Genomic DNA, 24223 nt, shown 5'->3' with positions numbered 1-24223 from the left:
AAATGGTGTTCTGGTTAGGACCTTCCCCTATCACTACATATATTTGATTTACATAAAATTTCGGATATGCTTTTTCTGAAACAGAATAAAACATTCAATAAATACCATAGATAAGAAAATCTGCCGTAGGTGCACTATGAATTATGTCTGTCGCAACGCCCTGAGTCCTTTCATGCTATTGAGCTTGCTGTTCTTTTTATTGATTGTCATTTTACTGCTATTGTTTGGCTGGCCACATTATAAAGTTTGGAAACAAGGCATGGATGGTCAGGCAGCATTGGCTGAAGCAGAACAATCCAAAATGATTCAAGTGCAAGTTGCAAAAGCGGAACTGGAAAGTGCCAAACTGCGTGCAGAAGCCATTAAACTCGTTGGGCAGGCAGCTAAAGATTATCCTGAATATCGCAAGCAGGAATTTATTGGTGCATTTGGTGAAGCCCTACAAGAAGGTCGTATTCAACAAATAATTTATGTACCCACTGAGGCCAATATTCCGATTGTAGAAGCAGGAAAATCCTACCCTGCTCAATAAAAGATTAAGTTACCTCATAAAAAAAGCCCTGCAAATGCAGGGCTTTTTTCATCAAGATATGCTTACTTTTTCTTTTTAGGACCAAGCAGCATACCCATTTGACGACCTTCCATTTTTGGTGCTTGTTCAACAACACCATATTCAACGACGTCTGCTTCAACTTTTTGCAGTTGAGCTAGACCCAGTTGCTGGTGAGCCATTTCACGACCACGGAAACGCAGGGTAATTTTTACCTTGTTTCCTTCTTCAAGGAATTTGATGATTGCACGTAATTTTACGTTGTAATCACCTACATCTGTCGCAGGACGTAGCTTGATTTCTTTCACCTGGACTTGATGTTGTTTTTTCTTCGCTTCTTTCTGCTTTTGTTTCAGATCAAACAAATGCTTATTGAAGTCCATGATTTTGCAAACAGGTGGCTCAGCATTGGCTACAATCTCAACAAGATCAAGCTCAACATTTTCTGCTGCGCGCAATGCTTCCGCAAGGCTTACAATACCTTTTTGCTCACCATTTTCGTCTACAAGACGAACTTCTTTAGCACGAATTTCATCATTCAAGGCAGGACGGTTTGATTTATTACCGCCCTGTTGATTACGGTCAGGCTGTTTAATCGCTGTTACTCCACAATGTACCGGCCGCGTTCGGCTACGGCTGCTTTTACTAAGTCAACGAAAGCGTCGATTGACATAGTACCCAAATTTTTTCCTGAGCGGGTACGGACATTCACAGTACCTTCCTCTACCTCACGGTCCCCAAGTACCAATAAGTAAGGAATACGCTCTAAAGTACGTTCACGAATCTTAAAGCCGATTTTCTCATTTCTCAAGTCAGAAATTGCACGAATTCCGTTTTCTTTAAGTTTCGCGACGACTGACTCACAAGCCTCAGCTTGAGCATCAGTAATATTCATTACACACGCTTGCACTGGTGATAACCAAGGTGGCATAAAGCCCGCGTAGTGCTCGATCAGTATACCAATAAAACGTTCGAAACTGCCAAGAATTGCACGATGCAACATTACAGGCTGATCACGATCGTTATCTTCAGTGACATAAGAGGCATCCAGACGTTCTGGAAGGTTGAAGTCACATTGGATGGTACCGCACTGCCAGATTCGGCCTAAGCAGTCTTTCAATGAGAATTCGATCTTCGGACCGTAGAATGCACCTTCACCTGGTTGTAAATCCCAATCCAGGCCAGCAGCATCTAAAGCATCTGCCAAAGATTTTTCTGCCATATCCCAAAGTGCATCATCACCTACACGTTTTTCAGGACGAGTCGACAACTTCATTTGTACTTCTTCGAAGCCAAAATCTTTGTATACGTCTAGTGTCAATTTGATAAAGTCTGCAACTTCAGTACCGATTTGTTCTTTAGTACAGAAAATATGCGCATCATCTTGGGTAAAACCACGTACACGCATAATGCCATGTAAAGAACCTGACGGCTCGTTACGGTGACATGAACCAAACTCCGCTAAACGGATTGGAAGATCACGGTAAGATTTTAAGCCTTGGTTGAACACTTGCACATGACAAGGACAGTTCATCGGTTTCACGGCATAGTTACGGTTCTCTGAATGAGTCGTGAACATGTTTTCAGCATAGTTCGCTGCGTGACCTGATTTTTCCCAAAGCGTGAAATCCACCACTTGTGGTGTACGAATTTCAAGGTAACCATTTTCTTGCTGAACTTTACGCATATATTGTTCAAGCACTTGGTAAATGGTCCAGCCGTTCGGATGCCAGAACACCATACCTGGTGCTTCTTCCTGCATATGAAACAGGTCTAAGGCTTTACCAATTTTACGGTGATCGCGTTTTTCAGCTTCTTCAATACGTTTGATATAAGCTGCAAGCTGTTTCTTGTCTGCCCAAGCTGTACCATAAATACGTTGCAGCTGTTCGTTTTTCGCATCACCGCGCCAGTAAGCACCAGAGATTTTTGTCAGCTTGAATGATTTTAAGAATTTGGTATTTGGTACGTGCGGACCACGGCACATATCCAGATAGTCCTGATGGTAGTACAAGCCCATTTGAGTTTCTTCAGGCATGTCTGCGATCAGGCGCAATTTGTATTCTTCGCCACGTGCAGTGAATTCTGCAATCACTTCGTCACGCGGGGTCATTTTTTTCACGACATCATAGTCCTGATCGATGAGCTTTTTCATACGATCTTCAATCGCAGCCATGTCATCTAAAGTAAATGGACGTGGCATCCAGATGTCATAGTAGAAACCTTCTTCAATCACTGGACCAATGACCATCTTTGCTTCTGGGAACAATTGCTTAACGGCATGACCCACCAAGTGTGCGCAAGAGTGACGAATAATTTCGACACCTTCTTCATCTTTAGGCGTGATGATTTGTAAGGTTGCGTCTTCAGTAATCAGATCGCACGCGTCCACTAGACGATCGTTTACACGACCTGCAACAGTATTTTTTGCAAGACCAGGACCGATGCTTTGAGCAACTTCCATCACAGATACGGCGTGATCAAACTGTTTTTGATCGCCATTTGGCAAAGTGATAATTGGCATATGAAATCCTTAAGGAGTGATGCCCCGTACCATGGAGCATGTCACCGCGAGATTATGATCGAGGGAGAACCTCAAAAGATAAAAACGGTGGATAAATAAAAAATCGCCTAGAATTTTACACGGCTTGAGCCAATGATTAAACCTTTTCCCTAATAAAAATAGGATTTATCACCAAAAAGTTCTTTTGAGCTGCAATGAGTTAAGATCATTATTCGCTCAAGAATTATTTATTCTCTAAAGGTTTGCCACGCTTCAAATTGCCCTTCAGCATAGACATATAATTGAGAAAATTGAGGAATGATGCCTTCACTTTGAGTTGGTCTTAAAAACGCATAATCATCAACTTTCAGTTCGCAAGATTTCGGTACCAGAACCATTTCCTGATTGCTACTACGTCCATATAAAACATGCGGCTGGCTTTTTTCTGGAGAAAATAATAGTCCGCCTGCCAGTAACCACTATAAACGAATAGCGCTTTATAATGATGCGGTAGATGATTAAATACTTCCAGACCAGGAATCTGTCTATAAGGCAGTACTTTTAAAATCGAAGTGGCGATCTACAAAGCACATTTTAAAGCAGACAGATTGGCCAGATCAAAATCACTGGGTTTAAGTAGCATGGAACCAAAAGCCAGATCATTACAAAAACTCTGTTGGCAATGCTGCATAAAGGTCGGACTGCCGCCACCGTTAAAACATAGATTTTCATGCCATAAATCAGGAAATTGCTGTTGCAGCGTCAGCTTGAATTGTTGATAAATCTGCTGTGATTGCTGATAACTTTTTTCAGGTCTTTTAAGAATTTTTGGCAGTTTGGCTACATGCGCATCATAGCCCATTAATCCGGAAAAATTTAGATACAGTGGATGCTGCTGAATTAAATTAAGCATGGCTACAAACTGCTCCTGACTGCTCACCCCTCCGCGATGTAGGCCCACATCAATTTCAATATTTATATTCAAGCAGAGATTCAGGTTTTGGGCGAGTTGCAGATACTGCTCCAGCCGTGCTTGACTATCGATCAGCCATTGAATATTTACTTGAGGATTTAAGTGCTTTTGACCAAACAAGCTTTGATAAAAGCGCTGCGCTGCATGAACCGGCATTGGCTTACCGAGCAAAATGTCCGCTTGCTGAAATGCGCCGATAATTTCCCGAAGATGTGGCAGATGAAATACCATCAAACGCTGGGTATTCAACTTTTCACTAGCGAATTGAAGTAATTGCTCACTGACCAGAGATTTCACCACCAGACGAGGCTTTAACTGCGGAGGTAATTTTGCCTGCACAACATCCAGATTATGTTGATACTGAGCCAAATCCAGAATCAGTTGTGGTATACCTGTACCCTGCTGTTTTAGGTCTTGAGTCAGTTGCTGAAAATAAGTTGGTCGCATCCTCTACTCCTGTTACTTAACCAAAAACAGTTGTTTTAAGTAGGGATTCAGCCATTTTTTTGCGGATCCAGCTGCTGACGTAGCGCCATAAATTTACCCCATCTTGGATATAAGTCGCGCAGTGATGCGGCATGCATGCTATGCAATTTCCCCTAATGCGGTCGCCCCTGATATTTCTGAAAAATCGGTTCAATTAGATTAAAAATGACATGATAATCCTGCTTATAAAACTGATGGATAGAAATTGAAACTGAATCCCGCTGATAAAATGGACTAAGCCAGATGTCATCCGCTTTGACATAACGAAACTCGATCGGCAAGAACATCGGCACACGATGCTGCCTTAGACAATGCAGCACTTCTTCCAGACACTACAAGCCTAGTTCGACAGGAATCTGGTATTCCATTTCATTAAATCGGGTATTGCGCGGTGTAGGGAAAATCTGACTGGACCAATCCACAAAACAGGTCGGTTTGACAAAAACACCGAGCAGCTTTTGCAGATAAGGTTTTTTAGACGGCAATAACCGTGTCAATTCAGAACATAACATCAGTAAACTGTCTTCTGATGGCCAGCTTTCTTTTCTCGGCTGAAGGACTTCATCCGTTTCATCTAGTGTTTTCAGCATGACCTGATCAGCATGCAGGAAAGCCCAAAACTCAATATGCCGATGCTGATGTTTCCATTGATCGATATTGGAAAATATGTCTTTTAACGAACATAACCAGATCTGTTCTTTTAATTTATAACGCGGCCGACTTTGCAGGTTAATTTTAGTGAGTATTCCGAGACTGCCCAGTGCCACCCGTCCCGCCTGAAAAATTTCCATATTTTGTTGCTTATTACATTGCAATAATTCGCCATCTGCAGTCAGTAATTCAAAGCCTTGAACGAAAGCGGATAGACACGGCAAATCAATTCCCGTGCCATGCGTACCAGTCGAAATTGCTCCAGCCAGACTTTGCTGATCGATATCACCTTGGTTGATCAAAGCCTGATTCAGAGGGGCTAGATATTCACCCAGCTCATATAAACGCGTACCTGCCTGTACAGTACATTGAGCTGTCGCTTCATTTGCATCTATCACGCCTTTGAAATGATCCAGACGAATCAATACCTCATCGGTTTTGGCTAGCGCACTGAATGAATGTCCTGCACCAACCACACGAATCTGCGCATGTGACTTCACCAGATTTTGTAATTCATTAATTTCTTTAGGCTCAAAAATTTGAGGAGAACTGTACTGGCTTCCTGACCAGTTGCGCCATGTTGCATCCGCCTGTTGTATTTTCATTATTATTCCTTGGCTGAGGCTATTTTTAACACTCATTTAGAGTAAAATACCTAAAAAGGCAAATATGGGAACCCATAGGTTCAAAAAAATCAGTGCTTAAAAATAATTTTATTAATATTCAATTATTTAATTTTTTAAAATTATGCATTCGCACTCGACTAAAGCATAACTGCAAGACTTCCAAGAATTGCATATGGCGGATTCAAGCAGCAAGTGCAACAGTATAAAAACCAGCCATAACTTCACTAGGCGTATACCAGCCTAGTGTTTTTCTAGGGCGATGATTGAGAGCAAATTCTATCTGCTCTATTTGTTCATTTGACACTTCATCAAACGAAGATGATTTTGGCAGATATTGCCTGATCAGACCATTGGTATTTTCATTTCTGGCTCGTTGAATCGACTTGTATGGATCTGCAAAGTACGTCTCTATCCCTGCTTCCGTTATCCGCCGGTGCTCGGAGAACTCCTTACCATTATCAAAGGTTACACTGTAGGCATGACTGCTGCGCAAACATGCTAAAGCACACGAGATCGTTTTAGTTGTGGTTCTAGTTTGTCCCAAATGAACGATATGTACATACAAGCTTTTGCGCTCAACCAGAGTTAATAATGCCCCCTTGTGATTCTTGCCTATCACGGTATCACCTTCAAAATCACCTAGGCGTTGACGTTTCTCGATGACCTCATCGCGACAGTGAATACTTGTTCTATCAACGAGTTGGCCTCTACGGTCTGTATTTTTATAGCCTCGTTTACGATATTTCTTTTGATGTCTTAAATGAATGTGGAGCTTACCGCCTTTAGATTTATCTAGATAGACGTACTGATAAATCCATTCATGTGAAGGCACATCAAGCCAACCTCGTTGTGTTAAAGCACCTGAAATTTGCTCAGGAGACCAATCTAAGCCAATCAGATAACGAATATAAACGAGAGCAAAATCCGTCATTTGTGAAGAGGATCGATATCGTCTTTGACTTGAAAATTTCTCTGCCTGTTGAGCTCGATATCCACGTTTTCCAGTATTTCTTTTGATCTCACGATAAAGGGTTGATCGAGAACGTCCAAGCTCCCTGGCAAGGGTAGAGATTGAAGATTTGCTTTTCAAAGCAGCATAAATTTCGTATCTTTCATCTTGAGAAAGTTGGGTGTATTTCTTCATTGGGTGCTTTCCAATTGCGAGTTGAAAAAAGTCTAATGATTTTAATACACCTAACTTTTTCAACTAACTACAAATATGTCGCACTTGGTATTTGAATCTGCGTATCTTTTTCAACAGGATATGAAAAATAAATATAGAACGGAGTTTTACAATGGTTAAGGCATACGATGAATTACCGCGCACCCCTGCCAATTTTGTAGCGCTGTCACCTTTACGCTATCTCGATCGCGCGGCTTATATCTACCCGAATCAAAACGCGATCATTCATGGTAAGCGTCGTATTACCTGGCGTGAAAAATACAATCGTTGCCGTCAGTTTGCCCACCAACTCCAAAATTTAGGCATCGGTAAAAATGATACCGTTTCAGTTTTATTGCCAAACGTACCTGCAATGATTGAAGCACACTTTGCTGTGCCAATGGCGGGTGCGGTCCTGAATACTTTAAATACCCGTCTGGATGCCAAAACTTTGGCGTTCATGCTGGAACATGCTGAGACTAAAGTACTGCTGGTCGATCCAGAATTTTCTGCAGTTGCAACAGAAGCTTTGGCATTGATTCCACAGCAAGACATTTATGTGATTGACGTGGCTGATGAAGAATTCGAGGGGGAAGACACCCGTATCGGCCAAATTGAATATGAAGACTGGTTGGCTCAAGGCGATACCAATTTTGAATGGCATTTACCGGATGATGAATGGAATGCGATTAGCCTGAACTACACTTCTGGAACCACAGGCAACCCGAAAGGCGTGGTTTACCATCACCGTGGCGCCTATATTAATGCAGCCAGTAATATCATTGCCTGTGGCATGATGCCGCGTGCCACTTACTTATGGACCTTACCGCTGTTCCACTGTAATGGCTGGTGTTTTGCCTGGACCATGGCAGCTAATGGCGGTACGAATGTCTGCTTACGTAAGGTTGATCCGGAACTGATCTTTAAACTCATTGCTGAACATAAAGTGGATTATTTCTGCGGTGCACCCATTGTACTATCGATGCTGATTAATACTCCTGAAGAGAAAAAGACCAAGTTTGATCACCGCGTAGAAGTAATGGTAGCAGGTGCTGCACCTCCTGCTGCAATCATTGAGGGTATGCGCAATATCGGTATCAATGTGACCCACGTCTATGGCCTAACTGAGACCTATGGCCCTTCTGCGCTCTGTGCGTCTCAGGCAGGCTGGTCAGATCTGTCAATTCAGGAGCAGGCACAACTGCATTCTCGTCAAGGTGTACCATATCCACTGCAAGACGGCATGAAAGTGCTTGATCCTGACACTATGCAGGAAGTGCCACATGATGGTCAGACCATGGGGGAAATCATGTTCCGTGGCAACATCGTCATGAAAGGTTATTTAAAGAATCCGGAAGCAACTGCAGAAGCCTTTGCTGGTGGCTGGTTCCATACTGGCGATCTGGCAGTATGCCAACCTGATGGTTATGCAAAAATTACCGATCGCTCTAAGGACGTGATTATTTCAGGTGGTGAAAACATTTCATCGCTGGAAGTGGAAGAAGTGCTCTATCAGCATCCTGCTATTCTCACGGCAGCCGTGGTGGCAAAACCAGATCCACGCTGGCAGGAAGTACCATGTGCCTTTGTCGAACTGAAAGCAGGACAAACTGCTACAGCAGAAGAGATTATCGAATTCTGCAAGCAACATCTGGCGCGTTTTAAAGTACCTAAAGATGTAGTGATTACCGAGATTCCAAAAACCTCAACCGGGAAATTACAGAAATTTATCCTGCGTGACTGGGCTAAAGAACGCTCTCAAGGTGAATTTTCTTAATTTATTAAGACCCTAGCATCCAGCCCTACTCCTCAAATTTCTTTTTTAATATTGAGAAAGAAAAATTTGGTGAGTGGGGCTTTTTTTATTCAGAATAAAGACAATTTGTTTAGGGTGTGTTGACACTTTTAGCTTAAAAAATAGCGAAGTAGTAAAATCAAATCGCCAAACCCAATTTTACTATTCGCTATGCCTCGTACCATGCTGACAGATCAACACTGGCAAAAGTTGAAAACTATTTTGCGTAATTTATCTATTCATCACAACTCAAATTTACGTAATTTTATTGAAGCTATTCTCTATAGAATTAGAACAGGCTGTCCGTGGCGAGATATTCCTTCCTATTTCGGTCAATCAAACTCTATTTTCAAACGTTTTAATCGTTGGTCAAGCAGTGGTAAGTTGCTTAGATTATTCAAATTATTAGCATCATGCCCCGATATGGAGTGGATTTTTATTGATGGCTCTCACGTACGTGCTCATCAACATTCTGCCGGTATAGCGAATCAATCCATTTCTAAAAGTGTAGGAGGAAACTCCTCAAAAATACATTTGATTGTTGATGCAAATGGCAATCCTATTGATTTCATGATTACCGATGGAACCACACATGACGTCAAAGTTGCACCTGATTTAATATCAACATTAGACTTAAAAGAGACAAAAGTGGTCTGCGCAGATAAAGGCTATGATTCAGAACCACTGCGTGAACAGATCAGAAAAACAGGGACTAAAGCGAATATACCAAAGAAAATAAATAGCCAATCGAACAATGATCATATGGACTTGTATTTATATAAAATCAGGCATTTAGTTGAAAATATGTTTTGTAGATTAAAGCAATTTAGAGGAATAGCTACTCGATATGACAAGCTCAAAAGAAATTATCAAAGTGCTGTTGCCTTAGCCTGTATATTTTTATGGCTACCTTTATAGGTTTAATTATGAACAGTAAATGTCAACAGACCCTATTTAAATAACTGAATTTAGAGTGCTGATTAAGGTACTTATTCTGAGAGACGCCTTATCAAATTAAAGATAAAGAATGCGATCAATCAAAGAAGTTCGCATCCACATGCCTATTTTTAGGCAATAAAAAACCCCAAGACTTAATATGCTTGGGGTTTTTCAGAATCTTGGTCCCGAGGGTCGGACTCGAACCGACACGTCATCTCTGACAGCGGATTTTGAGTCCGCCGCGTCTACCAATTTCACCACCTCGGGAGTGGATGACGGCTATATTACTCTGTTTCAAAAACTTGTCAACGCAGAAAAAACACATTTGCCTAATTTTAAAACAATTCTTATTTTTTTGTTTTATAATCGAGCAATTCCCGCCATAAAAAAGAAAAAAGTTTATACTAGCCGCAGTTTTTTTATCGTAAATTGTCATGCAACTTTCTGATTTTAGTTTCGATCTCCCTGATGAGCTGATTGCTCGCTATCCTCTTGAACAACGTAGTGCTTCTCTCCTGTTACACCTTGATGCACAAGGCCAATATCACGATCACCAGTTCACCGATATTTTGGATTTATTGAATGAAGGCGATTTGCTGGTTCTGAACGATACCAAAGTGATGAAAGCGCGCCTGAAAGGTAAACGTGCCTCTGGTGGTGCAGTTGAAGTACTGGTTGAGCGTATGATGGATCAGTTCATTGCGCATTGTCATATCAAAGCCAGCAATACACCCAAAGCCGGCGCAGAATTATTTATCGGTCCAGATGAAGTCAAAGTCACCGTTCAAGGCCGTCATGAAAATCTGTTTATTGTCGAGTTTTCTCAGCCGATTCTGGATGTGCTGGATCAATACGGCGCATTACCAATTCCACCTTATTTCAACCGTGAAGCAGAAGAAATTGATACAGTTCGATATCAGACTGTCTTCAATGATCCGACAAAACTGGCCAGCGTTGCTGCTCCTACCGCTTCCCTGCACTTCGATGAAGAGTTGCTGAAAAAACTGGAAGAAAAAGGCATTCAGAAAACCTTTGTGACCTTACATGTCGGTGCAGGTACTTTCCTGCCAGTTCGTACCAATGATATCGAAAACCATATCATGCACAGCGAATGGTGTCAGGTGTCGGATGAATCTATGGAGCTGATCAAAGCCACCAAAGCGCGCGGCAATAAAGTGATTGCTGTGGGGACGACCGCAACCCGTGCGACCGAAAGTGCGGCTCAGGCCAATGGTGGTGAACTAAAAGGCTGGACCGGTGATACTCAAATCTTCATCTATCCGGGTTATGAGTTCAAAGTGGTGGATCGTCTAATCACCAACTTCCATTTACCGGAATCTACCCTGCTCATGCTGGTTTCGGCTTTATCTAACCGCGAAAACATCCTGAATGCTTACAAGCACGCGGTTGAAAGCAAATACCGCTTCTTCAGTTATGGCGATGCCATGCTGATTGATCAAGCGCAATAAAGCAGGAACCCTCCCGATGCCGATCGAGTCTGTGCAGCATTCCATTCATATTCGACGTAAGAAAAATGAAGTTGTGTTTCGCAATATAGCCCGGCTCTGGGATTTGGGTCGTCAGGCCAAAAGCCATCAGGAATTATTGGATGGCTTGCATCCATGGAACGGCCCAATTAGCTTAAAATTTGAAAATAATTTACCGCTTGCTCTGGCCGGAATCGGACTCTTTCTGATTAGTTGCATCTTTGTAGCGCCTGCTAATATCTGGATGCAAATCGGCGTTTTCTTTGGATGCCTACTGGTATTCTGGGCTTATATCAGCTATGAACATCGAAAGCCACTAGATGAAGTCATTCGCTATCTGGAAGATGAGGCGCTCGCCAAAAAATACCAGCTGGCTTTTCAGAAGCAGCCACAACATATCTCGATTCCGCTCAATCCTGTACATTTTATTAGCCATTTAAAACGTCTGTTCCCAGTATTTAATCAGGGCTCTCTGAGTAATGAAATTTCACGCTATGCCAGCACTGTCTGGGAAGATGAAGATGGTCAACAACATCAGGTTCTGGTCTTTCAATATCATTATGTGCATGAGGTTCAGGTACGCAATAAGGAAGGTCAACCGGTCAAACTGACCCAGGTACATAAAGACCTTTGGGGGGTATTTGTTTTTGATGTTCAGATTCAGGGGCTAGCCGTGACTACCTCCAGAAAGAAATTTTATTATCCGTATGCTCATCCTTGGCACAGCAGCGACATTCGCACCAACCAGAAATTAAATTTCTTTGGCAGTGATCCGATGCAAATGGCCAAAATGCTCACGCCTGGTTTTGTACTTCGACTGGCGGATTTTTTTAAACAGCGTCAGGGCGATTTACTGTTTCACCCGGAAAGCCATATACTCTGCTACCTGGGACCACATGATTTATTTCAGGTATCCAGTAAACACCATAAAATTAGCGACATTTCCACATTGCGTGGCCATCTCAGAACGTTTAAATTAATAGAGTTGGAAAAGTTACATACTGATCTGACACAATTTTTAAAATAATTATTTTTTTCTGGGGATTACTTTTATGGGATTTTTCGTTTTTGTCATTATCCCGCTTTTGGTCATTATTGCCATTATCATGATTCGTAACAGCATTGTGCGCCATCATAACTCCACTATTCGTGCATGGTCCGATGTCGCCAGTTATGAACGGCAAAAACTAAAAATCCTGGATGGTCTGCAACCTCTGGTTGAGCAATATTCCAGTTTTGAAAAAGGGACTTTAGAGAAAGTCACTGAACTGCGTCAGAACATTATGAACCTGAATATTCAGGATGCCGATATTGCCCAGTTACAACGGGTTGAAAACCTGAATAAAGAACTGATGCGCAGCCTGAATGTGGTGATTGAAAACTACCCTGAACTGAAAGCAAATGAAATTTACCTGAAAATGATGAATGAAATTGAAGAACAGAATGAAAATGTCGGTGCTGCGATTACCATCTACAACCGTAATGTCGAACTCTTCAATAACCAGATCCAGATTTTCCCGCACAATATTATCAATAACATGTTCCTCAAAAAGAAAGCTGTACGCCCTTTCCGTGACCAGACCGTGAGTCAGAACTTTGACTATCGTCCAAATTTCCACTGAGAAAAATCATTACATTTTATAGTTTTTGATTTGCAATCCATTGGCTTATGATGAAAGAGTGAGAGATAAAGCAATACACTTATAAAACCCAATAAAAAGAATAAAAAATCATGCTGGATTATTTAGAACACTTGCAACAGATGCTGGTCAAGGACTTTTATCAGCTGTATGACCGCTATCAGGATGATGAAATCTATGCCTGTAGTCTGGTCTTTGATGAATTTTTACTGCAGGATGATCTGGCGATTTCCACAGAACGTAGCTTTTTTCAGGACCCTGAAGATCCACAGCAATATCTGGCCGAACGGGATCGCTGGAATGTACGAAAATGGCGCTATAAAAGCCAAAGCTCTTCACAATCTGAACTCGTGCCTTTTAAAACTTTGCTGGCAGAGTATTTTAAAACCCAGCATAGTTTTGGCCATCCTGTCTTAGCCCAGCAAAAACAGATTCCTGCTACTCACTTGGATTTACTGCTAGAAACTTTTAAGCAAACCAAACATAAACTATCTGAAGCTTATGGTCTGGATCTAGATTCGATTATCTTTTTCCTCAGCGTTCCGGCCCAACCCGAATGTGAATGCCAATCTGCACTTGAACTCAATTCTGACAGTCGCTTATTGCAGGACTTTTTAGCTTCCAGACAGACCCTGTCTCAATCGACAGTCAATAAGCGTTTAAAACTCTCGCAAAGTGACAAAGACATCCTGATCGACCTGGAATAAATGCTCACGATAGAGCCTTATGACTATTTGCAAGTAGCGCAGGATGCCTATTTACTGACGCTGGAATCTTATTTTATCGACAGCAATATCTATATCCAAAAACTGATCCAGCATATTGCTGCCATGGCGGCTGAACCCGATGGTAGCTGTGCTTTGAGCCGGGAAGAAATCATGCAGCGTTTACAGCAGTTTTCTGCAAATTCACCTCTTTCACCTGATATTTCCCCTATTCATCGATAAATAAAATTACAGAGTGAATTCTCTACAATGCTGGCGTTTAAGGTCAGAATCAAGGAAAATAGCGCCCTTTAATTCGCATTAGTAATCAGCGAACTGTTTTTTCGCCTTGATTTGGAACTCTTATGAAGTTTGAAAAATTAGGTCAGTCGGGTCGTGCCCGTCGTGGTCGTTTAACGCTTGAACATGGCGTAGTAGAGACACCCGTCTTTATGCCAGTTGGTACTTATGGCACCGTCAAAGGCATGTTGCCACGTGATGTGGAAGGCATTAAAGCACAGATTATCCTCGGTAATACCTTCCACTTGTACCTGCGCCCGGGTCTTGAAGTTATCAAGCAGCATGGTGGCCTGCACGGTTTCATGAAATGGGATAAACCGATTCTAACTGACTCAGGCGGCTTCCAGGTCTTCAGTCTGGGTGCAATGCGCAAAATTGAAGAAAAAGGCGTGACCTTCCGCTCCCCGATTGATGGTTCAAAAGTTTTCCTTTCACCTGAAATTTCGATGGAAATTCAGCATACGCTGAACTCCGATATCGTGATGATTTTTGATGAATGTACGCCTTATCCAGCGACCCATGAAGAAGCGCAAAAATCTTTGCAGCTGTCTTTACGTTGGGCTGAGCGCTGCAAGAAGCATCATCATGATGAACTCAACAATAAAAATGCCCTGTTCGGGATTATTCAGGGCGGGATGTATGAAGACCTGCGTGATGAATCCTTAAAAGGCCTGCTTGAGATTGACTTTGACGGTTATGCGATTGGCGGTCTGTCTGTTGGTGAGCCGAAAGAAGAGATGATCAAGGTGCTGGATTATCTTCCGAACAAAATGCCGGAAAATAAACCGCGCTACCTGATGGGTGTGGGTAAGCCAGAAGATATCGTTGAAGGCATCCGTCGTGGTGTAGACATGTTCGACTGCGTCATGCCAACCCGAAATGCACGTAACGGTCATTATTTCGTGACCGATGGTTTGGTGCGTATCCGTAACAGCCAATACCGTCATGATCAAAGCCCACTTGATCCACATTGCGATTGTTATACCTGTCAGAACTTTACCCGTGCTTACCTGTTCCATTTAGAGAAATGTGGAGAAATGCTGGGTTCTATGCTCGGTACCATCCATAACCTGCGTTATTACCAGCGTTTTACCGAAGATATCCGCAACGCGCTGGATAACGGAACTTTTGATGAATTTGTTCAGGACTTTTACGCTCGTCGTGGCCTGGAAGTTCCACCTTGTCCACAAGATTAATCTTCAGCATTTGCGCTGAGGAAAAAGACAGGGTAAATTGCAAGAATATGTCAATTTATTATCAAGTTGATCACCAGTTTTTTATTTTAGGAAAATGAAATGAGCCTATTTATTTCGACTGCTCACGCTGCAGGTGAAGCTGCACAACAACCAAGCTTGATGGCTAACCTTTTGATGATTGCGGTTTTTGTTGCAATCTTCTATTTCTTGATCTGGCGCCCTCAATCAAAACGTGCCAAAGAGCACCGTGCTCTGGTTGACAGCCTTGGCGTAGGCAGCGAAGTCGTTTTTGCAGGCGGCTTAATGGGCAAAATCACTAAAATTGAAGGTGATTTCGCAGTCGTTGAGTTGAGCCGCGGTGTAGAAGTCAAAGTTCAACGTGCGAGTGTGATCTCAGTTCTGCCTGAAGGCACTTTAAATAACATTTAATCAAAATTAGTCGTGCTCCCCGCACGACTTTTTCATTTTAAGAAGAAAACGAATGCGTTACCCAGCATGGAAATATGTGCTGATCCTGGTTGTCCTGGTGGTCAGTACTTTATATGCCCTGCCAAGTTTGTATCCAGATGAACCTGCTGTACAGATTTCGGGTGCCAAAGCCGGTACTCAGATTGACGCAGGCATCGTACAAAAAGCAGAGCAGATTTTAACAACTGAAAATATTGCAACTCACGACAATAGCTTTAGTAATAACGCTGCTTTATTACGTGTAAATTCAAGTGAAGCACAGCTGAAAGCCAAAGAAGCTTTACGCCGTGGTTTAGGTGATGAATACGTCGTAGCACTTAACCTTGCTCCAACCACCCCAGAATGGCTACAGAAAATTGGTGCTAAACCAATGAAACTGGGTCTGGACTTACGTGGTGGTGTTCACTTCCTGCTCGAAGTGGATATGGACAAGGCGATTGCACAGCGCATGGACACCTCTGCAACTGACCTGCGCCGTCAGCTGCGTGATAACAACCTGAAATTCAACAGTCTGAATTTAAGCAATAACACCATTGTTGTGCAGTTTGCCAATAATGATGATCGTGCTGCTGTCATGGATTTCTTGCGCCGTAATGGCAATGAATTCAACCAGCAGGCCGTGGCGACTGAAACCGGTTCGACTTTACGCCTCAACTATACCGATACGCGTAAGCAGGAAATCGAATCTTATGCGGTGAACCAGAACTTAACCACTTTACGTAACCGTATTAACGAGTTAGGTGTGGCTGAAGCACTGGTACAAACCCAGGGCAGCAACCGTATTGTGGTTGAACTTCCGGGTGTACAGGATACCGCAGAAGCAAAACGTGTCTTGGGTCGTACGGCGAACCTGGAATTCCGTCTGGTGTCTGATCTGAATGATCAATACATTGATCCTTATACTGGTCAATTAAGTGGTACAGCTCCAGCAGGTACTCAGGCATTTGCTTATGAATCTCTGGACAGTGGTCGTCAGTTATTGCTGAACCGTAACCGTATTTTGACCGGTGAACGTGTACAAAATGCATCTTCTGGCTTTAGTCAGGATACTGGTGGTGCTGAAGTTAATATTACTTTGGACAGCGCTGGCGGTAAATTGATGGCAGATGCCACACGTAATGCCGTAGGCAAACGTATGGCGGTACTGTTCATCGAGAACAAGCAAAAGATCAGCTACGTAGAAGACCCGGCAACTGGTGCACAAACTGAAGTGCGTACACCATATACTGAATCTGTGGTGATTAACGCTGCAACCATTCAGGCAGTATTGGGTTCTCAATTCCGTATTACCGGTCTGAACTCACCTCAGGAAGCTTCTGAGCTTGCCTTGATGCTACGTGCCGGTGCGCTGGCTGCGCCTATGTATTTCGTTGAAGAACGTGTGATTGGTCCAAGTCTGGGTCAGGAAAATATTGATAAAGGCGTATTGTCGACTCAAATCGGTTTCATCTTAGTTGCAATATGGATGGTCGTATTCTTCCGTCTATTCGGTGTCATTGCCAACTTCGCACTGGTCGTTAACCTGGCAATGATTCTGACTGTCATGTCATGGATTGGTGCTTCCCTCACCCTGCCGGGTATTGCCGGTATCGTAATTACCATCGGTATGGCGGTCGATGCCAACGTATTGATCTGTGAGCGGATACGGGAAGAAATGAAATGGGGCGCCTCACCGAAACAGGCAATTGTGGCCGGTTATGATCGGGCCTATAACACCATTTTCGATTCGAACTTAACTACCTTCTTGGTAGCATTCATTCTGTTCGCAATTGGTACCGGTCCGATCAAAGGCTTTGCTGTCACCCTGATGATTGGTATTGTCTGCTCAATGTTTACGGCGATTACCGTAACCCGTGCGATCGTACAGATCATCTATGGCAAAAAACGTAACTTGAAAAAGTTGAGCATTTAGGAGATCGACGATGACTGAAAATACTCAACTGAATCAGAAACAGTACGGTCGCCCTGAAGATGAACGTATCATTCCGTTTATGAAGATTGCATTGCCTGCAGCAGTGTTCTCTATCATCCTGACGGTTGCCAGCATCTTCTTTATTGCGACCAAAGGCTTGAACCTCGGTCTGGACTTTACCGGTGGTGTATCAGCAGAGCTGAACTATACCAATCCGGTAAAATCGGAAGATGTGACTCAGGCACTCAGCAAAGCTGGCTTTGATGATGCGGTCGTGCAGACCCTGGGCTCGGAACGTGACCTGATGGTACGTATGCCGGTTCAGGAAGATATTGAAGCAGAAGACCTTACCAAAGCCATTACCGCAGCCGTTCAGCTGCCCGGCAATGCAGCTCAGGTGCCTAAGGTCGATGTAGTCGGTGGACAGGTCGGTAACGAGCTGTATGTGCGTTCTGCGGGTGCAGTTGCCCTTGCCCTGTTGCTAATGCTGATCTATGTCACTATCCGCTTTGAGTTCAAACTGGCGATGGGTGCGGTACTGTCATTGTTCCACGATATCGTGTTGACGATTGGTATCTTTGCCATGATGCAGTGGCCGTTTGACCTTACTGTTTTGGCAGCCGTACTAGCGATCATCGGTTTCTCACTCAACGATAACATCGTGGTTTCTGACCGTATTCGTGAGAACTTCCGTAAGATCCGGGGTGCCGAACCTGTTGAAATTATCAATATTGCCTTGACTGAAACCTTACGCCGTACCATTCATACTTCTATGACATTATTACTGGTTGTAGTGGCCATGATGATCATGGGCGGTGCTGGTCTAAAATGGTTCTCAATCGCAATGTTTGTAGGTGTCTTTGTCGGTACCTATTCTTCGATCTATATCGGTACAGCCTTCGCCCTGTGGCGCGGTCTGAATCGTCAGGACTTTATTGTTCAGGTGAAACCAGAGTTTGAAGACGAAAATCAGCTTCCATAAGCTGCCCGTTTTCAATTTCACTATTCAGCCCATCTTATGATGGGCTGAATTATTTCTGGTCTAAGAAAATTGCTGCGGAGGCACGATGGCAATCACAGGATGGATTTTAGCTACATCAAATTTCTGGAAACTGACCTTGCGGCTTTCATCCAGACTTTGGATCTGATAGCTGTCTTGGCTTTCCGAAATCAGCTCCACAATGAGTTGCAGTCCATTAATTAAATAAAGACACATCAAGCCAGATGGCTGTAAATCAGCTTGCTCATCACAGACCAACCACCAGCCTGCTTTTAGGTTCGGAAAATAATACTGTCCTGTGACCTGAATGGCATAATGCTGAGGTTCCAATTTCAACCAAGATACAAGATTTTCTGCCGAATCTATAACTTCCATTTTAAAGACTTGCTGTTCAACAACCTGCATCTGGAACAAAGTCATTTTTACAGGATTAGATGCCATTTCAATGATAGGTGCTTGAGCACGATCCAATATTAAACTTTCTAAACTCAGTTGCTGTTCCAGCTCGCGTGCAGCCTTTTCTCCAATCTGGCGCTTACTGTTCAATAGCTGGGTAATATAGGCTGCAGACAGACCAAAATGCTCGCAAATCTCTTTGCCATTTTTAAACTGCTGGCTATCAATCAACTGATCAATCACTTTGGCCAGATTATTTCGTCTCAGTTCAAATATTTCCGTGGCACTCATGTCTATTATTTGCTCTTTTCCCTCTTAACCACACCTTATAACAAAAAAGCCCGCAATTGAATTGCGGGCTTTTATAATCATGCCGATGTCCCGTCCTGAAATAAGTTTACACCTTAAGAGACTTATTTTATGGAACATGCACGAGAACAACGAGTTAAGCGCACACAACGTGATTATAGCTTCGCCTTTAAAATGATGGTGGTACATGAAGTAGAAAAAGGGCAAATTACTTATAAACAAGCTCAGGCAAAATATGGTATTCAAGGAAGATCAACTGTGCTGGTATGGTTACGCAAGCACGGACAACAGGATTGGACTTCGAATATGCCGACTTCTTCTAAACGCCAATTGACACCCCAACAACGAATCCGCCAATTAGAAAAACAGTTAGCCGCAGAAAAGCTCAAAACTGAATTTATACAGGATGTGATTTATCACATTGATAAAGAGTGTGGGACTGATCTTGGAAAAAAGTATACCGAGCACGTTTCAAAGATTGGCAAAGCCAAAGAAGACTAAGCGTTTCACGTTATTGTCAGTGGTTAGGAATCACCCGACAAGCTTATTATCAAGCAGAAAAACGTGCTCAAATGACTGCACAAGTAACAGAACAAATACTCGAGTTGGTTATGGAGTATCGCTGTCTCATGCCAAGTATCGGAACACGTAAGCTGTATTGGCTTATTAAAGGCAAATTGTTGCAGCGTGGTTTAAAGTGTGGACGGGATCAGTTATTTAAGATATTGAAAGAAAATAATTTATTGATTCGCCCCAAGCGTCGTTATACAAAAACTACGGATAGCAAGCATTGGATGAAGAAGCATCCAAATTTATTAAAGGATTATTCAGCGGTGCAAGCCAATGAAGTCTTTGTCAGTGATATTACCTATGTTGAGAGTGCTGAAGGCGTACATTATTTATCCTTAGTGACAGATGCTTATACCCGCCAGATTAAAGGTTATAAGTTATCGAATGATATGCGTGCAGAGAATGTTGTGCAGGCACTACATATGGCGATGCAGCATGTGACAGATCGGGCAGCCAGGATGATTCACCATTCAGACAGAGGCTCTCAGTATTGCTCTGAACTATATCAATCGGCATTACGCCATTATGGGGTATGTCCTTCTATGACAGATGGAGGAGACTGTTACCAGAATGCATTAGCAGAGCGGATTAATGGAATATTAAAGCAGGAGTTTTTAACTACACGATGTCAAACCATGAAAGAGTTAGATCACTTAATTGCGGAATCTATCATGATTTATAATTGCTATAGACCACATTTAAGTTTAAATATGAACACCCCGAATCAGACGTATGAGCAAACTAAAACCGAGCTAATTGCTTAACTCGGTTTGAAGTGGAATACTGTCAATCTATTTCAGGACAAGACACGAAAAAGAATCAGTTGCCTTGTACCAGACGGCGTGCACTGATAATTCCCGGCTGCTGTTCAAGACGGGCCAATAGTTTGGAAAGTTGAGCCAGACCTTTGACTTCAATCAACAGCTTCATATTGGCAATACCATCTGCTTCTGAAATGGTATTTACCTGACGGATATTGATCTGATCCGAGAAAATCACCTGAGTCAGATCTTTGAGCAGGCCACGACGGTCATAGGCTTCCACCACGATCTGTACACTTTGGCCACGAGTCGGCTGCATTTCCCAGTCGGCTTCTACTGCACGTTCCGGTTCTTGGCTGATCATACGTACATAATCCGGACAAGCTACCTTATGGATGCTTACACCGCGATTCAAGGTAATATATCCCGCAATCGATTCACCATGGACTGGCTGACAGCACTGGGCTACATGCAGTTCGACGTTATCCAGACCATCAATTAGAATACCATGTGCAGACAAGGTATGGCTGGCACGCGGATTCAAGGCTGGTTTCAGCACCAGTTCAGGCTCATCCTGATCCAGATGCATATGGCGATTGACCTGATTGATCAGAGCATGCAGGCTAATATCACCATTCACCAGACCAATCAGAATATCTTCGCCACTCTTCACATTGAAATGGTTGCAATAATCACCCAAGTCGATTGATTTTGGATGAATTGCCAAACGTGCCAATTCTTTATTCAGAATTTCACGACCCACTTCCAAGTTCTTACTGCGATCCTGCTGACGGAACCAATGACGTAACTTGTCACGGGCGCGTGCAGTCTTGATATAACCCAGCGAATTGACCAACCAGTCCCGATTTGGTTCACGGTCTTTCTTGGTCAGAATCTCGACCTGTTCCCCGGTTTTCAAGGCATAGGTTAAAGGCACATAGCGCTGGTTGACCCGAGCCGCATAGCATTTGTTGCCGACTTCTGTGTGCACGTGATAGGCAAAGTCGAGTACGGTTGACCCCCGTGGCAACTCTTTAATATCACCATCACGGCTGAACACATAGATTTTTTCGAAGCCTTCAAAATCTTGAATGTGTTCAAAATTTTCAACTTCCTCTTCTTCATCTTTATGCGCACTGGCTTCATTGCGTTCTTGATAATGCTCAATCACTGCACGCAGGGAATGCAGACGATGATTAAAGGAAGTATCGGTATTTTTCGAACCTTCCTTATAGTTGAAGTGCGAGCATACGCCAAGCTCGGCCTCTTCATGCATCGTATAAGTACGAATCTGCACTTCAAGTGACTTGTTTTCCGCAATCACAGCTGTGTGTAAAGAGCGATAGCCATTGGCTTTCGGATTGGTAATATAGTCATCAAATTGATGCGGAATATGTCGCCACAATTGATGTACAATTCCGAGCGTGTGATAGCATTCAGGCACACTTTTCACCAGTACACGTAGTGCACGGATATCATACAGCTGGTCGAAGCTCAGGCTCTTGCTTTTCATTTTTCGATAGATCGAATAAATGTGCTTCACCCGGCCGTTAATTTCAGCTTCAATGCCGTGTTCTGCCAGCTCTTCACGCAATTTATCAATCACGAACTGAATATATTGTTCGCGTTCCAGACGCTTTTCATTCAGCAAAGAGGCGATTTCTTTATAGCGTTCCGGCACCAGATAGCGGAAGGCTAGATCTTCGAGTTCCCATTTCAGCTGGGCAATCCCGAGACGATGCGCTAAAGGAGAATAAATGGTGAGAATTTCTCGTGCGACCCGTTCTTGCCGTTCACGTGAAGAATTAGCCAGCTCACGCAGTGCATAGGTACGTTCTGCCAGCTTGATTAACACGACGCGGACATCTTCTGTCACTGAAATCAGCATCTTGTAAATGCCAGACAGGTGCTCACGCTGGTTATTATTGAAGTGGTCTTCCAGGCGTTTATTTTTTTCAATCAGCTCAGACAGCTTACCCATGGACAGCGTGCCTTTGATCAAGCTGTAGACCTGTTCACCGAATTTTTCCTGCACTTCTGCAAGTGGCATGACGCCTTCACGTACTGCGCGGTAAAGCATGGCAGCAGACAAGGTATCTTCATCGACATAGAGATGCGCGAGAATATCCGCCATTTCAATACCGGTATAGAAGGTATTAGAGCGATGCTGAACCGTACTTTGTAGCTCTTTTTCTAAGGTTAAACGGGCAACTTCTTCGAGCTGCTTCAGGGGAGCCCCGTCTAATATGCCACGAACCCGATCTAACCATTCAGTCAGATCCTGCTGTGCTTGTTCGGCATGTTCTACAGTCGCCTCCTGTGACAACTCATTGAGCCGCCCAGGCAGTTGCTCACGTACTGTGACCATACCCTTCTCCTACTTTTAGATACATCATCTCTTTGATCGTTTATTTAATTTTCTTTTTCGAACAAGGCAATCGACTCGACATGTCCGGTATGCGTAAACATATCCATCACACCGGCTTTGGTTAGCTGATAACCCTGTTGTACCAGTAGCCCTGCATCTCTTGCAAGCGTAGCGGGATTACATGACACATAAACGATTCTTTTGGCACCAAACTGAGGGATATAATGCATAACTTCTTCTGCTCCAGCACGTGGCGGGTCGATTAATAATGCATCAAATCCCTGATTTGCCCAAGACTGGTGCGAAAAATCTTTGGTTAAATCTTGTGAATAGAACGAAACTTGTGCAATACCATTATGGTTAGCATTTTCTGCACCGCGTTGCACCATTTCCTCACTCCCCTCAACCGCAACCACCCGACCAGATGCACCAACACAACGCGCCAGTGGCAAAGAGAAGTTTCCTAATCCACAAAACAGATCCAGAACGCGTTCGCCTTGCTGTAATTGAAGCAAATCACATGCCAAGCGAACCATCTGCGGATTGATCGTTGAATTGACCTGAGTGAAGTCCAATGGATTAAAACCGAATTCCACATCAAAGTCATCAAGACCATAGTGTAAGCGTGCTGCCTGTTCAGGCTCATCAATCCGCTTCAAATAATCTTGGCCTGCAGGTTGCAAATAAAGCTGCCAACCTTTCTCCAACGTAAATTGGCGCAATCGGTTGACATCTGTTACCGATAATTCTGCGGTTTCACGAATGAGCAACGCAATGTCATGATCACCCATAGCCAATTCTATATGACCAATATCTGCCTGACCATCGAGACTTTGGAGCAATTGTTTAAGACGTGTAACTGATCCAAACTCACGATCCAGAATCATGCAACGGTCAATCGAAGTCAGCTTATTGGACTGGTTTTCACGAAAACCAACCACCAGCTTCTCTTTTTGAGGCAGATAACGTACCCCAATCCGGGCTTTTCGACGGTAATCTTCACGTTGTGAACGTAGCGGTGGCAGCCACTCCTCAGGCTGGATCCCGGCAAAATGCTGCAAATGTGATTTCAGAACATTCTGCTTAAGTTCAATCTGCGCATCGGGATGGATATGCTGCATATTACAGCCACCGCATACGCCAAAATGTGGACACACAGGTTTGACCCTGATCTCGGAAGCCTCACTGATTAACTCAAGGCTATCCGCCTCTTCCAGTTTTTTAACTTCACGGGTAATGCGGGCACGAACGGTTTCACCTGGCAAGGCATAACGGATAAAGACTTTCTTGCCATGCTTTTCAAGCGGATGGTCCGGATGTGAACCATAGTGAGCGATGCCACGTCCTTCATGTGAGAGTGATTCAACCTGAAAAATATACTCGGATTGCGGTGCTGGACGTGGTTGTGCTCGACGTTTCATGAAAAC

Annotated in this window: 17 protein-coding genes, 1 tRNA gene and 3 pseudogenes; 12 read left to right on the top strand and 9 right to left on the bottom strand. The window is 43.3% G+C overall.

Features of this window, described 5'->3' with window-relative positions:
* Positions 1–172 precede the first annotated feature (172 nt).
* Complete coding sequence (locus C3F22_RS01555; protein ID WP_416332516.1) at positions 173–532, top strand: hypothetical protein; 360 nt, start codon at positions 173–175, stop codon at positions 530–532.
* A gap of 62 nt (positions 533–594) precedes the next feature.
* On the opposite strand, the gene infC is transcribed toward C3F22_RS01555, so the two are convergent.
* The 5 genes and pseudogenes from infC to C3F22_RS01530 all read right to left on the bottom strand — a co-directional run bounded on the left by infC (position 595) and on the right by C3F22_RS01530 (position 6933).
* Positions 595–1092 carry a translation initiation factor IF-3 gene (gene infC / locus C3F22_RS01550; RefSeq protein ID WP_004783590.1) on the bottom strand — a complete coding sequence of 166 codons (498 nt, stop codon included), beginning with the start codon at positions 1090–1092 and terminating at the stop codon, positions 595–597.
* Between the two features lie 59 nt (positions 1093–1151).
* Positions 1152–3074, bottom strand: coding sequence for a threonine--tRNA ligase (gene thrS / locus C3F22_RS01545; RefSeq protein ID WP_104425753.1), 1923 nt, complete (start codon positions 3072–3074; stop codon positions 1152–1154).
* 227 nt (positions 3075–3301) lie between these two features.
* A pseudogene (locus tag C3F22_RS01540) lies at positions 3302–4473 on the bottom strand (alanine racemase).
* Positions 4474–4485: 12 nt separating this feature from the next.
* Positions 4486–5768 (bottom strand): annotated as a pseudogene (locus C3F22_RS01535) (D-arabinono-1,4-lactone oxidase).
* Positions 5769–5970: 202 nt separating this feature from the next.
* The gene (locus C3F22_RS01530; protein WP_104425752.1) at positions 5971–6933 is read right to left on the bottom strand and encodes an IS30 family transposase; all 963 of its coding nucleotides are present in this window, start codon (positions 6931–6933) and stop codon (positions 5971–5973) included.
* Between the two features lie 151 nt (positions 6934–7084).
* Here C3F22_RS01530 and C3F22_RS01525 point away from each other — a divergent pair, with 151 nt between their 5' ends.
* Together C3F22_RS01525 and C3F22_RS01520 are read left to right on the top strand one after the other, a co-directional pair.
* Positions 7085–8728 carry an acyl-CoA synthetase gene (locus C3F22_RS01525; protein ID WP_005233901.1) on the top strand — a complete coding sequence of 548 codons (1644 nt, stop codon included), beginning with the start codon at positions 7085–7087 and terminating at the stop codon, positions 8726–8728.
* Positions 8729–8917: 189 nt separating this feature from the next.
* A complete protein-coding gene (locus C3F22_RS01520; RefSeq protein ID WP_104425751.1) occupies positions 8918–9664 on the top strand; it encodes an IS5 family transposase in 747 nt (248 codons plus the stop codon).
* A 201-nt stretch (positions 9665–9865) separates the two neighbouring features.
* Here the strand turns inward: C3F22_RS01520 and C3F22_RS01515 are convergent.
* Positions 9866–9952 (bottom strand) — tRNA-Leu (locus C3F22_RS01515).
* A gap of 167 nt (positions 9953–10119) precedes the next feature.
* Here C3F22_RS01515 and queA point away from each other — a divergent pair.
* The 8 genes and pseudogenes from queA (at position 10120) to secF (ending at position 18374) form a co-directional block, all read left to right on the top strand.
* Positions 10120–11154 (top strand): tRNA preQ1(34) S-adenosylmethionine ribosyltransferase-isomerase QueA, encoded by a 1035-nt coding sequence (gene queA, locus C3F22_RS01510; RefSeq protein ID WP_104425750.1) that lies wholly within the window; start codon positions 10120–10122, stop codon positions 11152–11154.
* Between the two features lie 16 nt (positions 11155–11170).
* Complete coding sequence (locus C3F22_RS01505; RefSeq protein WP_104425749.1) at positions 11171–12199, top strand: hypothetical protein; 1029 nt, start codon at positions 11171–11173, stop codon at positions 12197–12199.
* 25 nt (positions 12200–12224) lie between these two features.
* Complete coding sequence (locus C3F22_RS01500; RefSeq protein WP_104425748.1) at positions 12225–12794, top strand: LemA family protein; 570 nt, start codon at positions 12225–12227, stop codon at positions 12792–12794.
* 110 nt (positions 12795–12904) lie between these two features.
* Positions 12905–13759 (top strand): annotated as a pseudogene (locus tag C3F22_RS01495) (DUF4303 domain-containing protein).
* 122 nt (positions 13760–13881) lie between these two features.
* Positions 13882–15012, top strand: a complete 1131-nt coding sequence (gene tgt, locus C3F22_RS01490) for a tRNA guanosine(34) transglycosylase Tgt (RefSeq protein ID WP_004783611.1) — start codon at positions 13882–13884, stop codon at positions 15010–15012.
* A 99-nt stretch (positions 15013–15111) separates the two neighbouring features.
* A complete protein-coding gene (gene yajC / locus C3F22_RS01485) occupies positions 15112–15441 on the top strand; it encodes a preprotein translocase subunit YajC (protein ID WP_004783613.1) in 330 nt (109 codons plus the stop codon).
* Between the two features lie 52 nt (positions 15442–15493).
* Positions 15494–17392 carry a protein translocase subunit SecD gene (secD, locus tag C3F22_RS01480; RefSeq protein WP_104425747.1) on the top strand — a complete coding sequence of 633 codons (1899 nt, stop codon included), beginning with the start codon at positions 15494–15496 and terminating at the stop codon, positions 17390–17392.
* A gap of 10 nt (positions 17393–17402) precedes the next feature.
* Positions 17403–18374, top strand: a complete 972-nt coding sequence (secF, locus tag C3F22_RS01475) for a protein translocase subunit SecF (RefSeq protein ID WP_104425746.1) — start codon at positions 17403–17405, stop codon at positions 18372–18374.
* A 60-nt stretch (positions 18375–18434) separates the two neighbouring features.
* On the opposite strand, the gene C3F22_RS01470 is transcribed toward secF, so the two are convergent.
* Complete coding sequence (locus C3F22_RS01470) at positions 18435–19079, bottom strand: hypothetical protein (RefSeq protein WP_104425745.1); 645 nt, start codon at positions 19077–19079, stop codon at positions 18435–18437.
* A gap of 129 nt (positions 19080–19208) precedes the next feature.
* On the opposite strand from C3F22_RS01470, the gene C3F22_RS01465 reads away from it, so the two are divergent.
* Positions 19209–20431, top strand: a protein-coding gene (locus tag C3F22_RS01465) for an IS3 family transposase (RefSeq protein ID WP_104425744.1) whose coding sequence is annotated in 2 segments (ribosomal slippage) — positions 19209–19545 and positions 19545–20431 — 1224 coding nt in all. Because the reading frame shifts where the segments join, the coding sequence is not laid out codon by codon here.
* A gap of 55 nt (positions 20432–20486) precedes the next feature.
* Here C3F22_RS01465 and C3F22_RS01460 read toward each other — a convergent pair.
* Entirely contained in the window at positions 20487–22796 is a 2310-nt protein-coding gene (locus tag C3F22_RS01460; RefSeq protein WP_104425743.1) for a RelA/SpoT family protein, read from the bottom strand.
* A gap of 44 nt (positions 22797–22840) precedes the next feature.
* Complete coding sequence (gene rlmD / locus C3F22_RS01455) at positions 22841–24217, bottom strand: 23S rRNA (uracil(1939)-C(5))-methyltransferase RlmD (RefSeq protein ID WP_104425742.1); 1377 nt, start codon at positions 24215–24217, stop codon at positions 22841–22843.
* Positions 24218–24223 lie beyond the last annotated feature (6 nt).

This window comes from Acinetobacter sp. ACNIH1, from assembly GCF_002934695.1.
GTDB lineage: Bacteria > Pseudomonadota > Gammaproteobacteria > Pseudomonadales > Moraxellaceae > Acinetobacter > Acinetobacter variabilis.
This window is presented reverse-complemented; position numbering and strand designations above follow the sequence as displayed.

Bases quoted from the DNA above. Each gene is read 5' to 3' on its own strand.
- C3F22_RS01470 (WP_104425745.1), bottom strand. From the start codon at position 19,079: ATGAGTGCCACGGAAATATTTGAACTGAGACGAAATAATCTGGCCAAA.
- yajC (WP_004783613.1), top strand. From the start codon at position 15,112: ATGAGCCTATTTATTTCGACTGCTCACGCTGCAGGTGAAGCTGCACAA.
- C3F22_RS01520 (WP_104425751.1), top strand. From the start codon at position 8,918: ATGCCTCGTACCATGCTGACAGATCAACACTGGCAAAAGTTGAAAACT.
- C3F22_RS01530 (WP_104425752.1), bottom strand. From the start codon at position 6,933: ATGAAGAAATACACCCAACTTTCTCAAGATGAAAGATACGAAATTTAT.
- C3F22_RS01460 (WP_104425743.1), bottom strand. From the start codon at position 22,796: ATGGTCACAGTACGTGAGCAACTGCCTGGGCGGCTCAATGAGTTGTCA.
- rlmD (WP_104425742.1), bottom strand. From the start codon at position 24,217: ATGAAACGTCGAGCACAACCACGTCCAGCACCGCAATCCGAGTATATT.
- tgt (WP_004783611.1), top strand. From the start codon at position 13,882: ATGAAGTTTGAAAAATTAGGTCAGTCGGGTCGTGCCCGTCGTGGTCGT.
- thrS (WP_104425753.1), bottom strand. From the start codon at position 3,074: ATGCCAATTATCACTTTGCCAAATGGCGATCAAAAACAGTTTGATCAC.
- C3F22_RS01555 (WP_416332516.1), top strand. From the start codon at position 173: ATGCTATTGAGCTTGCTGTTCTTTTTATTGATTGTCATTTTACTGCTA.
- queA (WP_104425750.1), top strand. From the start codon at position 10,120: ATGCAACTTTCTGATTTTAGTTTCGATCTCCCTGATGAGCTGATTGCT.
- C3F22_RS01505 (WP_104425749.1), top strand. From the start codon at position 11,171: ATGCCGATCGAGTCTGTGCAGCATTCCATTCATATTCGACGTAAGAAA.
- secD (WP_104425747.1), top strand. From the start codon at position 15,494: ATGCGTTACCCAGCATGGAAATATGTGCTGATCCTGGTTGTCCTGGTG.
- C3F22_RS01500 (WP_104425748.1), top strand. From the start codon at position 12,225: ATGGGATTTTTCGTTTTTGTCATTATCCCGCTTTTGGTCATTATTGCC.
- secF (WP_104425746.1), top strand. From the start codon at position 17,403: ATGACTGAAAATACTCAACTGAATCAGAAACAGTACGGTCGCCCTGAA.
- C3F22_RS01525 (WP_005233901.1), top strand. From the start codon at position 7,085: ATGGTTAAGGCATACGATGAATTACCGCGCACCCCTGCCAATTTTGTA.